Source organism: Curtobacterium sp. SP.BCo, from assembly GCF_051903265.1.
Lineage (GTDB): Bacteria > Actinomycetota > Actinomycetes > Actinomycetales > Microbacteriaceae > Curtobacterium.
In genome coordinates this window covers 1,856,339-1,870,884 of record NZ_CP194337.1, presented here as the reverse complement: position 1 = coordinate 1,870,884, position 14,546 = coordinate 1,856,339, and the positions used below count along the sequence as shown (strand labels likewise).

6 protein-coding genes and 2 rRNA genes are annotated in these 14,546 nt (G+C 67.9%); 1 reads left to right on the top strand and 7 read right to left on the bottom strand.

What is annotated here, in order from left to right; translation table 11 throughout:
• Nucleotides 1–6 precede the first annotated feature (6 nt).
• Together ACRQ4B_RS08965 and ACRQ4B_RS08960 are read right to left on the bottom strand one after the other, a co-directional pair.
• On the bottom strand, nucleotides 7–996 hold the full coding sequence (locus ACRQ4B_RS08965; RefSeq protein ID WP_439691088.1) for an ABC transporter permease: 990 nt from the start codon (nucleotides 994–996) through the stop codon (nucleotides 7–9).
• A 28-nt stretch (nucleotides 997–1,024) separates the two neighbouring features.
• Nucleotides 1,025–2,707 (bottom strand): ABC transporter substrate-binding protein, encoded by a 1,683-nt coding sequence (locus ACRQ4B_RS08960; protein WP_439691087.1) that lies wholly within the window; start codon nucleotides 2,705–2,707, stop codon nucleotides 1,025–1,027.
• Between the two features lie 115 nt (nucleotides 2,708–2,822).
• Between ACRQ4B_RS08960 and ACRQ4B_RS08955 the strand changes: the two genes are divergently transcribed.
• Nucleotides 2,823–5,384, top strand: coding sequence for a glycoside hydrolase family 2 protein (locus ACRQ4B_RS08955; protein ID WP_439691086.1), 2,562 nt, complete (start codon nucleotides 2,823–2,825; stop codon nucleotides 5,382–5,384).
• 98 nt (nucleotides 5,385–5,482) lie between these two features.
• Here ACRQ4B_RS08955 and ACRQ4B_RS08950 read toward each other — a convergent pair whose 3' ends face one another.
• From ACRQ4B_RS08950 to ACRQ4B_RS08930, 5 genes are all read right to left on the bottom strand, one after another.
• Nucleotides 5,483–7,648, bottom strand: coding sequence for an alpha-galactosidase (locus tag ACRQ4B_RS08950; RefSeq protein ID WP_439691085.1), 2,166 nt, complete (start codon nucleotides 7,646–7,648; stop codon nucleotides 5,483–5,485).
• A complete protein-coding gene (locus ACRQ4B_RS08945; protein WP_439691084.1) occupies nucleotides 7,645–9,660 on the bottom strand; it encodes a beta-galactosidase in 2,016 nt (671 codons plus the stop codon). The genes ACRQ4B_RS08950 and ACRQ4B_RS08945 overlap by 4 nt, the downstream gene beginning before the upstream one ends.
• Nucleotides 9,661–9,821: 161 nt before the next feature.
• Nucleotides 9,822–10,952, bottom strand: a complete 1,131-nt coding sequence (locus tag ACRQ4B_RS08940) for an ROK family protein (protein WP_439691083.1) — start codon at nucleotides 10,950–10,952, stop codon at nucleotides 9,822–9,824.
• A gap of 106 nt (nucleotides 10,953–11,058) precedes the next feature.
• A 5S ribosomal RNA gene (gene rrf / locus ACRQ4B_RS08935) occupies nucleotides 11,059–11,175 on the bottom strand.
• Between the two features lie 140 nt (nucleotides 11,176–11,315).
• A 23S ribosomal RNA gene (locus tag ACRQ4B_RS08930) occupies nucleotides 11,316–14,443 on the bottom strand.
• Nucleotides 14,444–14,546 lie beyond the last annotated feature (103 nt).

Here is a 14,546-nt window from a genome sequence, read left to right as displayed (position 1 = left end):
GTCCTCCTAGCTCCGGGCCCGGGTGCGCGGGTCGATGAGCCCGTAGAGCAGGTCGACGACGAGGTTCGCGCCGAGGACCGCCAGGGTGATGAACAGGAAGATGCCCTGCATGAGCGCGTAGTCGTTGTTCGTGACCGCGGACAGGAGCTTCGACCCGATGCCCGGGTACGAGAACACCTGCTCGGTGACGACGGACCCGGACACGATGAACCCGAGGGAGATCGCGAACCCGGCGACCGACGGCAGCACGGCGTTGCGGGCGGCGTAGTTGCGGAGGACCTTGCCGTGCGGCAGGCCCTTCGCCATCGCCGTGGTGATGTAGTCCTCGGACAGCGTCGACACCATCATGTTCCGCATGCCGAGCAGCCACCCGCCGAGCGAGGCGAGCACGATCGTCGCAGCGGGGAGCACTCCGTACTTGAGCGCCGACAGCAGGAACTCCCCGTTGAACCCGGGTGTCAGGGTGACGTCGTAGCCGCCCTGCGCCGGGAACAGGTGGATCCCGGTCGCGAAGAAGTACACGAGGATGAGCGCGAGCCAGAAGTACGGCACCGCGGCGAGCAGGGTGGTGGCCGGCACGAACGAGTCGAGCCAGGTGCCCGGACGCCAGCCGACGAAGGCACCGAGGGCGACCCCGATGACGGCGGCGAGCACGGTGGCGATGCCGACGAGGGCGATCGTCCACGGCAGGGAACTCCCGATGACCTCGGTGACGGGTGCCGGGAAGTAGCTCACCGACACCCCGAGGTCGCCGCGGAACACGTTGCCCAGGTACTGGCCGTACTGGGCGAGGATCGGTTCCGAGGTGTTGCCACCGAGGAGCAGCTCGTACGCCTGCCGGGTCGCCGGGGTCACCTGTCCGCCGCGCTGTTGGAGCTTGGCGAGCAGGATGTCCACCGGGTTGCCGGGCAGGAGCCTGGGGATGATGAAGTTCAGCGTCAACGCCGCCCACAGGGCCACGACGTAGAAGCCGATCTTGCGCAGGAAGTAGTGCATACGAGCGCTCCTCGGTCGCAGTCCGCCGTCAGCCCTTGACGGGCTTGAGCGCCTTGAAGATCTCGGCGTTGTCGGGGCTCGCCCAGACCGCCGGGAACGCGTACAGGTCGTCCTTCGTCGGCCAGCCGGTGAACTTCGCGGCGTGGAACTCGCTCGTCGTGCCGCCGGTCATGATCGGGATGTACGGCATGTCCTCGACGACGTGCTGCTGGATGACGTCGAGTTCGGGCTGGGTCGCGGCGGTGTCCTCCGGGTTGATCGTCGCGAGCTTCGCGAGCGCGGCGTCGACCTCGGGGTTGCTGTACCGCGCGATGTTCATCGGGGCCGCCTCGCCGACCTTGGCGGTGTTCGCGGTCGAGAAGTAGTTGTTGTAGAGGTAGTACGGGTTCGCGGTCGGGCCCTGGCCGAGCGAGTCGATCGCGAGCTGGTACGTGCCCTTCGTCTTCTTGTCGGTCCACTCGTTCCAGGACGACTGCTGCGCCTTGAGCTCGATGCCCGCGGCCTTGAGCTGCTGCGTCATCGTGTCGATCGCGGTGATGTAGTCGGTCCACCCGGTGACGACCTCGACGGTCAGGGACAGCTTCTTGCCGTCCTTGGCGTAGATGCCGTCGGCGCCCTTCTTCCACCCGTCGCCCTCGAGGGTCGAGGCAGCGGCGTCGGTGTCCGCGCCGCTCGGCATGACGGCCGGCGAGACGTCCTTCGAGATGGTGTCCTTCTGGGTCGTGGTGAGCGCGAAGGTCGGCGAGATCTCGCTCGCCGTGTTCGAGAACGCGAGCGAGTTGAGCTGCTTGCGGTTGATGGCGTCGGCGATCGCGTGGCGGACGGCCGGATCGGTCTGCGGGCCGCTGCAGCCCATCGCGGTCGACGAGCAGGTGAGGAGCGCCATCTGGTTCTGGCCGACGGTGATGCCGTCGTAGCCCTGGTAGTGGCCGGGGATGTCGTCCATGTTCGGCACCGGGCCGGTCTGCCAGTCGATCGACCCCTGCGACAGGGCGTCGGCACCGGCGGTGTTCCCGGAGAGCGACAGGTAGCGGATCATCTTCACGGCCGGGGCGCCGCCCCAGTACTTCTTGTTCGCCACGAGGGTGAAGGCCTGCGCCTTGAAGGTGCCGAGCGTGTACGGCCCGGTGCCGACCGGCTTCCGCACGACGTCGGTGGTCGGGTCGATGTCCTTCCAGAGGTGCTCGGGGACGATCCAGGTCTTGCCGAGCAGGTTCGGGCCGAGCACGAACGACGGCTTGGCGAACGTGACGACGACCTTCGAGTCGCCCTCGGCCTTCGCGGTGCCGTCGTACCCGATGGAGTTGAGGGCCTTCTGCTTCTTGAGCATGTCGAGCGTGAAGACGACGTCCTTCGAGGTGAAGGGCTCGCCGTCGCTCCAGGTGGCGCCGTCGCTGAGGGTGATCGTCAGCTGTGTGCCGTCGCCGTTCCACTCGTACGACTTGCCGAGGAGGGGCTTCGGGTCGTTGGTGTTCACGTTCGTGATGAAGAACAGCGACTCGTAGATCGTCCCGACGCCGCCGATGTTCGACGGCGACCATGGGTTGTAGTTGATCTGGTAGTCGCCGGACTGTCCGGTGTACGCGATGAGGGTCGAGCTCGCGTCGCCGGTGCCGGCGGTGCTGCTGGAGCTGCAGCCGCTCAGCGCGAGGCCGGCGGCGAGGAGAACGGCCGCGCCGATGGCGAGCCGTGAACGGGTTGGGTTGAACATCGTTGTCCTCTCGGTCTGCGTCGTCGCAGGTCCACGTTGTGAGCGTGATTGTTACACGCATAAACTAAGTCGGTCAAGGGGTCGCATCACGGCCCCGTAACGATGAGGAGACGCGATGGAGCGGACCACCCTGGACGGCACGTGGACGGTCGAGGCGGTGACCGGACCGACCGAGTCCGAGCAGCACCGCGATCCGGTCGAGGCGGTGGTCCCCGGCTGCGTGCACACCGACCTGCTCCGGGCGGGCCGCATCCCCGACCCGTTCGACGGCGACCACGAGGCCGCGACGCAGTGGATCGGCGACACCGTCTGGCGCTACCGCCGGACCTTCACGTGGACCGCTCCGGACGCCGCGCGGCACGACCTCGTCGCCGAGGGGCTCGACACCCTCGCCACGATCGAGCTCAACGGCATCGTCGTCGCAACGACCGCGAACCAGCACCGGTCGTACCGCTTCCCCGTCGGCCACCTGCTCCGCCCGGGCACGAACGAGCTCGTCGTCACCTTCGACGCACCCGTCCCGGCCGCCGAACGCCTGTCCGCCCTGCACGGCGGCGAACTCCCCCACGTGAACCACCACCCGTACAACGCGCTCCGGAAGAACGCGTCGAACTTCGGGTGGGACTGGGGCGTCGACGTCGCGACGAGCGGCATCTGGAAGTCGATCGGCATCGAGTCCTGGAGCGGCGTCCGCATCGCGGCCGTCCGCCCCCTCGTCGACGTGGACGGCACCACCGGCGTCCTCACGGCCCACGTCGACGTCGAGCACGCCGGCTCCGCGGGCGCGTTCGCGCAGGCCATCGGCAGCGCCCCCGTCACGTCGACGGGCGGTGCCGTCCCGGCCGGCCTGGAGGCGCGGGTCACCGTGACCCCGCACCGCGCGTCCGCAGCGTCGGCCGGGTCCGGCACCGTGCCTCCCGGCCGGACCGCGTCGCGACCGGTCGTCGACGGCTCGGCGACCGTGCGTCTGGAGGTCCCCGACGTGGCGGTCTGGTGGCCGCGTGGCGAGGGCGACCAGCCGCTGTACGACGTCCGCGTCGCGGTCGGCGACGACGTCTGGACCGGCCGCGTCGGCTTCCGCACCGTGACCCTGGACACCGCGGCCGACGCCGGCGGCGCGCCGTTCCTGCTCCGGGTCAACGACCGTCCGGTGATCGTCCGCGGGGCGAACTGGATCCCGGACCACGCGTTCCTGACCGAGATGACCCCGCAGCGGTACGCCGAGCGGATCGACGACGCGGTCGACGCGAACGTGAACCTGCTCCGGATCTGGGGCGGGGGCGTCTACGAGTCCGACGACCTGTACGACCGGTGCGACGAGCTCGGGGTGCTGGTGTGGCAGGACTTCCCGTTCGCCTGCGCCGCGTACGCCGAGGAGCCCTGGCTCGCCGACGAGGTCGGCCCGGAGGTGCGCGAGGCCGTCACCCGCCTCAGCCCGCACCCGTCGCTCATGGTGTGGAACGGCAACAACGAGAACCTCGTCGCGTACGCCGATTGGGGCTGGCGACCGTCGCTCGTCGGCCGGACCTGGGGCAACGGGTACTACCGGTCGCTGCTGCCGTCGATCGTCGCCGAGCTCGACCCGACCCGGCCGTACACGCCGGGCAGCCCGTTCTCGTTCGACGAGTACCTGACGCCGAACGACGAGCGCAACGGCAGCGTGCACATCTGGGACGTCTGGAACACGAAGGACTACCGCGCGTACGCCGACTGGCAGCCGCGGTTCGTCGCCGAGTTCGGGTTCCAGGGGCCGCCCGCGTGGTCGACCCTCACCGCCGTGGTGCACGACGAGCCGCTCGACCCCGACGGCCACGAGATGCTCGTCCACCAGAAGGCGCACGAGGGCAACCGGAAGCTCGCGGACGGGATGCGCGGACACCTCCCCGCACCCGCGTCGATCGAGGACTGGCACTTCGCCGCGCAGCTCAACCAGGCGCACGCGATCCGGTTCGGGATGGAGTGGTTCCGCTCCCGGACGCCGGACAACACCGGGATGATCGTCTGGCAGCTGAACGACGACTGGCCCGTGGTGTCCTGGTCGCTCGTCGACCACGCCGGCATCCGGAAGCCGGTCTGGTACGCGGTGCGCCAGGCCTACCAGCCGGTGTTGCTCACCGTGCAGCCTGGCACGGGGGCGACCGCGGGCCCGACCGCGGGCTCGACCGGTGCGCTCGACGTGGTGCTCGTGAACGCCTCGGGGGTGCCGGTGTCCGACGAGGTCACGGTGTCCCGCGTGGCGTTCGACGGCACCGTGCTCGAGTCGTCGTCGTTCCCGCTCGCCGCCGAGCCCGCGTCCGCCGACCGGGTGACCCTGCCGGCTGCGCTGGCCGTGCCGGGCGACGCCGGGTCCGAGGTGCTCGTCGTCACCGGTGCCGGCACCCGGACGGTGTTCGACCACGCCGAGGTCGTCGACCAGGCGTTCGCACCGTCGCCGCTGTCGTCGTCGGTCGAGTCGACACCGGACGGTGCGCGGGTGACCGTCACGGCGACGTCCTACGCCCGCGACGTCTCGCTGTTCCCGGACCGGGTCGACGCCGCAGCGCGGGTGGACGACGGCCTCGTGTCGTTGCTCGCCGGCGAGTCCGTGGTGTTCACGGTGACGGGCGCGCCGGGCATCGACCCCGAGGCGCTCGTCAGCCCGCTCGTCCTGCGGCACGCCGGGTCGCTCCGCCGGTAGGCCGCCGCCGGCGGCGGCGGGCCCCGAGTCTCGGGCTGGGCGACCGATCTCGCGGCTTCGAGCCCGAGATCGGTCGCCCACACCGAGTCTCGCGGCCGTCAGTCGAGCGCCTGGACCTCCAGCACGAGGGCGGTCCCGGGCGCGAGCGCGAGGAGCCGCACGCCGACGTCCTCGAGCACGGCCCCCGGGAGCTCCAGGCTGCCGCGTCCGTACCACGGCGGCGGCACGGGGTCGAGGCCGCGCGGCACGGTGAGTCCCTCGACCGGGGCGACCCGGTAGCGCCGCGACCGGTCGAGCCCGCGCAGCCGCAGCGGCACGGCGAGCGACCGCGGCCCGGTGACGGTGCGCGCGACCCGGACCAGCGCCCGCGACCGGTCCCGCCCGACGACCGCGGTCGCCAGGAGTCCCGGGTCGCCGAGGTCGAGGTGGCGGAGCCGTCCGGTGTGCAGGAGCCCCCGCTCCCGCCGGTAGAGCGCCGTCCACGCCCGGAGCCGGCCGAGGTCCTCCGGCGGCAGGCGTGTGATGTCCGTCTCGATGCCTGCGGACCCGAACAGCGACACCGCCATCCGGAAGTCGAGGTCGAGGTGCCGGCGCGTGGTGTGCGCGACCTCCGGCCCCACGTGCGAGCCGATGAGCTCGAGCGGGAGCAGGAGCTCGGTCCACCGTTGGATCGGCAGGCGTTCCATCGCGTCGTTCGAGTCGGAGGCCCAGACCCGGTCGGTCCGTTCGAGCACACCGAGGTCCACCCGGGCACCGCCGCTCGCGCACGCCTCGATCTCCAGCCAGGGGTGCCGTCGCCGCAGGTCGTCCATCAGCGTGTAGACCCCGCGGGTGTGCGCGTCGATCCCCGCCCGTCCGGCGTGCACCGCGTGCACGACGTCCCGGTTCTGGTCCCACTTCACGAAGTCGACGTGCAGTTCACCGATGACCGCCGACATCGCCTCGAGCACGTGCGCCCGGGCGAGCGGTTCCGCCATGTCGAGCACGTACTGGTTGCGCCAGGTCCGGACGTCGTCGTCGGGTCGCTGCAGCATCCACTCCGGGTGCGCGGCGGCCAGTTCGGACACCGGGCTGACCATCTCGGGTTCGAACCAGAGCCCGAACTCCATCCCGAGCCCGCGCACGTGGTCGACGAGCGGGCCGAGGCCGTCCGGCCACACGGTCGGGTCGACCCGCCAGTCGCCGAGCGCCGTCCCGTCCGACCGGCGTCCGAGGAACCACCCGTCGTCCAGCACGAACCGCTCCACGCCGACGTCCGCAGCGGCGTCCGCGAGTGCCGTCAGCGGCGCGAGCTCCTGCCGGAAGTAGACCGCCTCCCAGGTGTTCAGCACCACGGGCCGGGGCCGCACCGGGTGGCCGGGCCGGGCGCGCAGCGAGTCGTGCAGCCGGTCGGAGAGCCCGTCGAGCCCGGAGCCGCTCCAGACGAAGACGACGTCGGGGCTCTGGAACGTCTCCCCCTCGGCGAGGACGATCTCGCCCGGACGGAGGAGCTCGCCCGCGCCGAGCACCGGGCGCGCTTCGGCGAGCACGTCGTACCGGTGGACGGAGTCGGCGCTCCACGCCAGGTGCACGGCCCAGAGTTCCCCGGCGTCGTCGGCGAACCCGGGGGTCCCGAGCACGAGCAGCGTCGCGGCGTCGTGCCCGGTGCGGCCCCGACGGCTCTCCCGGGCGTGCGACCCGTGCGTCAGGGCGCGGCGCTGCGGCGTGCGCTCCCGGGTCCACCGTCCGGCGAGGTCGAGCACCTCGGCGGCACGCTCCCCCACCGGCAGCGTGGCCTCGAGCGCCTGCAGGTGCACGGCAGCGCGTCCCGCGTTCGTCACGGCGTGCCGGACCCGGAGCACACCGGCGGCGTCGAGCGTGAACGTGGTCGCGAGCGTGAGCGTGTCCGACGTCGCGGTGACGAGTGCCGTCCCCGACCCGGAGGCCACCTCGACGTCGCGCCACCGCGGGACGAGCGGTTCGCCGTCGACGTGGCCGGCGATCCCGGGTCGCCCCTCCCAGCCGTCGCGCTCGGTCGGCAGCACGGTGAGCGGCCACGGGACGTCGAACCCGCTGGGCGTGACCGGTCGTCCGAGCGCGAGGAGCAGGTCCTCCGTGTCCCGGCCGTCCAGGTCCCCGACGTCGCGGCCCCAGTGCAGCACCTCGGGCAGTCCCTGCTCAGCCGTCACGAGCACGAGGGACACCCCGCCGCCGCGCAGGACGTGCAGCTCCCGCACCGACCGGCCGGGGTCGACGGGCACCGGTTCGTGGTCCAGGACGGTCACGATGCACGCTCCTCGCGGAGGACGCGGACGCGCCCGGCGGGCACCACCGTCTCCGGTCCGTGCACGGACCCGTCGAGCAGGTCGGTCCCGGCGGCCGACAGGCCGACGTCGCCGTCGGTGTGGTTCAGCAGGAACAGGAAGGCCGAGCCGTCGTCGCGGACGCGACGCACTGCCTCCAGGCCGGGAGGCGCGGTGACCGTCCGCGCGATCCCGCGCTCCTCGACGATGCGGTCCACGATCCGTCGGATGCTCTGGTCGGGCAGCCGTACCGACACGTACCAGGCGCCGCCGCCCACCGGGCGGCGGGTGACCGCCGGGGTGCCCGCGAGCGGTCCGTCGGTGTGCCGGAGCACGGTCTCCGCGTCATCGACGACGACGGACTCGGCCCAGTCGATCACCACCCCGCCGTCGTCGAGCGTCCGCGTCTCGCCGACCTGCAGGGGCGTGAACTCCTCGCTCCAGGCGCCCAGGACCTGACGGAACGCTCCCGGGTAGCCGCCGGAGCGGATCCGGGCGGTCTCGTCGGCGACCCCGGACAGGTAGGTCACGACCAGGGTGGCACCGCGCTCGACCACGGCGGCGAGCCGTGCCGCAGCAGCGTCGTCGACGATCAGCAGGGTGGGCAGGACGACGACGTCGTAGGCGTCCAGGTCGGCGTCGAGCGGGACCACGTCGGTGGTCACCTGGCGGTCGTGGAAGGCCCGGTGCCACGCGCGGACCTCGGTCGCGTACCGGAGCCCGCGGTGCGGCTTCAGCCCGGACTGCAGCGCCCAGCCGGACGCCTCGTCGACGACGATCGCCACCCGGGCCGCTTCGACGCGGCTGCCCTGCACGGGTCCGAGTGCCCGGAGTGCCCGCCCCAGCGCGAGGACCTCACGCCAGACCCGGGTGCGGGTCCCCGCGTGCGGGAGCATCGCGGAGTGGAACTGCTCCGCGCCGGCGGTCGAGGCACGCCACTGGAAGAAGAGGGCCCCGTCCGAGCCGTGGGCGACGTGGGCGAGCGCGTTCCGCACGAGCTCGCTCGGGTCCTTCGCGCGGTTCCGCTGCTGCCAGCTCGGCCCGCCCGTCGAGTGCTCCATGAGCAGCCACGAGCCACGGTCACGCGTCATGCCGCGCATCCGGTCGCCGGCCAGGGCGAGGTCCTGCTCACGCCGCGGGTCGTCGACGAGCGTGTAGTGGTCGTTCGCCGGGATCGCGACGTGTCGGGCCCACTCGGCGTAGTCCACGACCTGTGAGCCGGCACCCACCATGAAGTTGGTCGTCACGGGCACCGCCGAGTGCTGTTCGATCACGGCCGTCTCGGCGTCGAGGTGCCGGAGCAGCGCGTCCGAGGAGTACCGCTCGAAGTCGAGCGCCAGCCCGGGGTTCGGGGCGCCGCCCACGCCGCGCGGCGGAGACACCTCGTCGAAGCTGGTGTACGTGTGGCCCCAGAAGGCCGTGCCCCAGGCGCTGTTCGCGGCGTCGACGTCGCCGTATCGGTCGGCGAGCCAGTCGCGGAAGTCGGCGGCCGAGACCTCGCAGTAGCAGCGGGCGTTGCCGCCGCCGAGCTCGTTGCTGACGTGCCAGAGCCGGACGGCGGGGTGCTCGCCGTACCGCTCGGCGAGGGCGCCGACGATGCGGAGGGCGTGCTCCCGGAACGTCTCCGAGGCCGCGCACCACCCGAGGCGTCCGCCCGGGCGCTCACGGCGCTCGGTGGCGTCCACCGGCAGGATCTCGGGGTGTGCGGTGAGCAGCCAGTTCGGCGGCGCCGCGGTCGGGGTCGCCAGGTCCACCGCGATGCCGTTCTCGTGGAGCAGGTCGAGCACCTCGTCCAACCAGTCGAAGGTGAACACCCCCGGGGACCGCTCGAGCAGCGCCCACGAGAAGACCCCGACCGTGACCAGGTTCACCCCGGCCTCGCGCATCAGCCGGACGTCCTCGTGCCAGACCTCCCGCGGCCACTGCTCGGGGCTGTAGTCACCGCCGAAGGACAGTCCGTCGGTGGGCCAGGGAACGGTGGGGGCAGTGGGCACGACATCTCCTTCGATGGGTGGACCGCACAAGCCTCCCGGGTCTGCCAGGGTTTGTCAACGTCTGTAACTAACGCGGTGAGACGGGTGCGTCTGGGTCCGGGTCGGTCGACTCGGTCGGCTCGGTCGGAGTCGGCTTGCTCGGCTCGGTCGGCTCGGTCGGCTCAGTCGTCGAGGAGGCGTCGGATCGCCAGGACCGCACCGGCGCGCGCCCACTCGGAGAACTCGAACGGCTGGACCTCGATCGTGACCGGCTCGTCGTACGGCTTCAGGGCGGCCCGGAGTGACTCGTCGACCGCGGACCGCGCCAGGTCGTACACGGGCAGCCCGTCACCGGTCAGCACGATGGCCGACGGGTCGGCGATGAGCACCGCGCTCGCCAGGACCACGCCGAGCGCACGCCCGGCGTCCTCGAACGCGGCCAGTGCCCGGGCATCGCCGGAACGGGCGAGCTCGACCACCTGGTCGTACGACATCCCCGACCGCCCGGCGTTCCGGACGATCACCGGACTCGGCAGGAAGCTCGAGGTGCAGCCGGCGTGCCCCAACCCGCAGTCCGGGCCGCCGCCGAGCACCGCCAGGTGTCCGATCCGACCGAGCCGACCGTGCGCCCCGGTCGAGACCTGCCCGTTGGCGATCAACCCGAGGCCGATCCCCTCACCGACCGTCACGAGCACCATGGACCGACGACCGGCGCCGGCCCCCAGCCAGTGCTCCTTCGCCGTCAGCGCGTGCACGTCGTTCGCCGTGAACACGGTCAACCCGGACCGCTCCCCGACCAGCCCAGCGAACGGGACGTTCCGCCACCCGAGGAACTGCGACGCCGCCACGATCGACGCACCGTCCCGCTCGACGACGTCGCCCGGCAACGAGACCCCGATCGCGCAGACTGCCGGGTGCGCATCCCGGAGCCGGTCGGCCACCGCGGACACCTGGTCGGCGAGGTGGTCCGGCGCTGGCGACACGATCGCTTCCTCGTGCAGCGCCAGTACCCGTCCACCCAGGTCCGTCACTGCCGCGTACAGGCGATCCTTCGTCAGCTTGACGCCCAGGAACTCCCACACCCCCGTGCTGGCCTGCAGCAACTCCGAGGGACGCCCAGTGGCACCACGCACGTCCGTTCCGACCTCGACCACCAACCGGTGCGCCACGAGGATCCGCATCGCCCGGGTCAGGCTCGCCCGCGACAGACCGAGCGACCGTGCGATCTCGGCACGGGAGAGCACCCCGTGGATGAGGATCTCCCGCAGCGCCAGTCGGGAGCCCTCTGGCAGTGCCGGCCAGGCTTCGGTCATCGTTCCTCCGTCGTCGGCTGATCCTATTGCTCCCCCGCACTCCCTTGGGGACGCAGAAAACCCCTGACCAGTGCTGGTCAGGGGTTCCCTGGTGTTGCAACGTTGAGTCCGGCGGCGTCCTACTCTCCCACAAGGTCCCCCTTGCAGTACCATCGGCGCTGAGAGGCTTAGCTTCCGGGTTCGGAATGTGACCGGGCGTTTCCCTCTCGCTATGACCACCGGAACACCTTCGACATGATCCGTGACGGATCATGAAAGCTGTCCCGCGCGTCGGCGCGGTATTCAGTTTCATGTTCCCGATCGTCTGTCGGGAACCACAAAGTGGACGCGAGCCCCACACCCGGAAGTGTGGGAAATAATTGTGTTGTCAAGTCTTCGGCTTATTAGTACCGGTCAGCTCCACGGGTCGCTAGTCCCCGCTTCCACATCCGGCCTATCAACCCAGTAGTCTGCTGGGAGCCTCTCACACTCAAGGTGCATGGAAATCTCATCTCGAAGACGGCTTCCCGCTTAGATGCTTTCAGCGGTTATCCGGTCCGAACGTAGCTAATCAGCGGTGCCCTTGGCAGAACAACTGACACACCAGAGGTTCGTCCATCCCGGTCCTCTCGTACTAGGGATAGATCTTCTCAAATTTCCGACGCGCGCAGCGGATAGGGACCGAACTGTCTCACGACGTTCTAAACCCAGCTCGCGTACCGCTTTAATGGGCGAACAGCCCAACCCTTGGGACCTACTCCAGCCCCAGGATGCGACGAGCCGACATCGAGGTGCCAAACCATGCCGTCGATATGGACTCTTGGGCAAGATCAGCCTGTTATCCCCGAGGTACCTTTTATCCGTTGAGCGACAGCGCTTCCACAAGCCACTGCCGGATCACTAGTCCCGACTTTCGTCCCTGCTCGACCTGTCAGTCTCACAGTCAAGCTCCCTTGTGCACTTACACTCGCCACCTGATTGCCAACCAGGTTGAGGGAACCTTTGGGCGCCTCCGTTACTCTTTGGGAGGCAACCGCCCCAGTTAAACTACCCATCAGGCACTGTCCATGAACCCGATCAGGGTCCTACGTTAGACATCCAAAGTGACCAGAGTGGTATTTCAACAATGACTCCACGAACACTAGCGTGCCCGCTTCACAGTCTCCCACCTATCCTACACAAGCCACTCCGAACACCAATACCAAACTGTAGTAAAGGTCACGGGGTCTTTCCGTCCTGCTGCGCGTAACGAGCATCTTTACTCGTAGTGCAATTTCGCCGAGTTCGCGGTTGAGACAGCTGGGAAGTCGTTACGCCATTCGTGCAGGTCGGAACTTACCCGACAAGGAATTTCGCTACCTTAGGATGGTTATAGTTACCACCGCCGTTTACTGGGGCTTAAATTCAGAGCTTCACCCAAAGGCTAACCCCTCCTCTTAACCTTCCAGCACCGGGCAGGCGTCAGTCCGTATACATCGTCTTGCGACTTCGCACGGACCTGTGTTTTTAGTAAACAGTCGCTTCCCACTGGTCTCTGCGGCCTTCAACGCTCACGGAGCAAGTCCGGTCACGTGTCCGGCCCCCCTTCTCCCGAAGTTACGGGGGCATTTTGCCGAGTTCCTTAACCACGATTCTCTCGATCTCCTTGGTATTCTCTACCTGACCACCTGAGTCGGTTTCGGGTACGGGCGGCTGCAACCTCGCGTCGATGCTTTTCTCGGCAGCATAGGATCACTGATTTCCCCTTACGGGTACGCGTCGGATCTCAGGCGTACAGACGACGGATTTGCCTATCGTCAGCCCTACATCCTTACACCAGGTTCACCTTACGGATACCATCGCCTGGCTCAGCTACCTTCCTGCGTCACACCTGTTCATACGCTAACCGCACCAGCATGGGGTCGAGCGTTAGACCGGACCGCATCACCCCGAAGGGATCCGCTGATACCGGGTTAGGACTCTTAGCACCACTGGATTAGCTTGGGCGGTTGTTCGCCGGTACGGGAATATCAACCCGTTGTCCATCGACTACGCCTGTCGGCCTCGCCTTAGGTCCCGACTTACCCAGGGCGGATTAACCTGGCCCTGGAACCCTTGGTCTTTCGGAGGACGGGTTTCTCACCCGTCTTTCGCTACTCATGCCTGCATTCTCACTCGTGTAGCGTCCACGGCTGGATCACTCCGCCGCTTCACTCGCCACACGACGCTCTCCTACCACTCCGCACGACTGAACCACGAAGGCTTATCGAGTGTGCGAAATCTACAACTTCGGCGGTGTGCTTGAGCCCCGTTACATTGTCGGCGCGGAATCACTTGACCAGTGAGCTATTACGCACTCTTTCAAGGGTGGCTGCTTCTAAGCCAACCTCCTGGTTGTCTGTGCAACTCCACATCCTTTCCCACTTAGCACACGCTTAGGGGCCTTAGTTGGTAGTCTGGGTTGTTTCCCTCTCGACGATGAAGCTTATCCCCCACCGTCTCACTGCTGCGCTCTCACTCACCGGCATTCGGAGTTTGGCTGACGTCAGTAACCTGTTGAGGCCCATCGGCCATCCAGTAGCTCTACCTCCGGCGAGAAACACGCAACGCTGCACCTAAATGCATTTCGGAGAGAACCAGCTATCACGAAGTTTGATTGGCCTTTCACCCCTATCCACAGCTCATCCCCTCCATTTTCAACTGAAGTGGGTTCGGTCCTCCACGACGTCTTACCGTCGCTTCAACCTGGCCATGGATAGATCACTTCGCTTCGGGTCTAGGACATGCGACTGAATCGCCCTATTCAGACTCGCTTTCGCTACGGCTGCCCCACACGGGTTAACCTCGCCACATATCACTAACTCGCAGGCTCATTCTTCAAAAGGCACGCCGTCACCCCTACAAGGAGGCTCCGACGGTTTGTAAGCAAACGGTTTCAGGTACTATTTCACTCCCCTCCCGGGGTACTTTTCACCTTTCCCTCACGGTACTTGTCCGCTATCGGTCATCTGGGAGTATTTAGGCTTATCAGGTGGTCCTGACAGATTCACACGGGATTTCTCGGGCCCCGTGCTACTTGGGATACACATCCGGCCATAACACCATTTCGTCTACGGGGCTGGCACCCACTACGGCCCGGCTTTCAAACCGGTTCGACTATGATGCGCTGTAACCGCCCCAGTCCGGCAGAACTGAGCGACGTGTCCCACAACCCCGACCATGCAACGCCCGCCGGCTATCACACATGATCGGTTTAGCCTCATCCGCTTTCGCTCGCCACTACTCACGGAATCACATGTTGTTTTCTCTTCCTGTGGGTACTGAGATGTTTCACTTCCCCACGTTCCCTCTACCCGCCCTATATATTCAGGCGGGAGTCACCAGGTCACAAAAGCGCCCAGCGGGGTTTCCCCATTCGGAAATCCTCGGCTCACAGCTCGATTATCAGCTCCCCGAGGCTTATCGCAGATTTCTACGTCCTTCTTCGGCTCCAGATGCCAAGGCATCCACCGTTTGCTCTTAGAAACTTGACCACAAAGATTAAAATTGCGATCGACTCGAACAATCACCACACCCGAAGGCCTGGTCATCGTCACGAGCGATCTAAGATGCTCGCGTCCACTGTGTAGTTCTCAA

Bases quoted from the DNA above. Each gene is read 5' to 3' on its own strand.
- ACRQ4B_RS08965 (WP_439691088.1), bottom strand. From the start codon at position 996: ATGCACTACTTCCTGCGCAAGATCGGCTTCTACGTCGTGGCCCTGTGG.
- ACRQ4B_RS08960 (WP_439691087.1), bottom strand. From the start codon at position 2,707: ATGTTCAACCCAACCCGTTCACGGCTCGCCATCGGCGCGGCCGTTCTC.
- ACRQ4B_RS08955 (WP_439691086.1), top strand. From the start codon at position 2,823: ATGGAGCGGACCACCCTGGACGGCACGTGGACGGTCGAGGCGGTGACC.
- ACRQ4B_RS08940 (WP_439691083.1), bottom strand. From the start codon at position 10,952: ATGACCGAAGCCTGGCCGGCACTGCCAGAGGGCTCCCGACTGGCGCTG.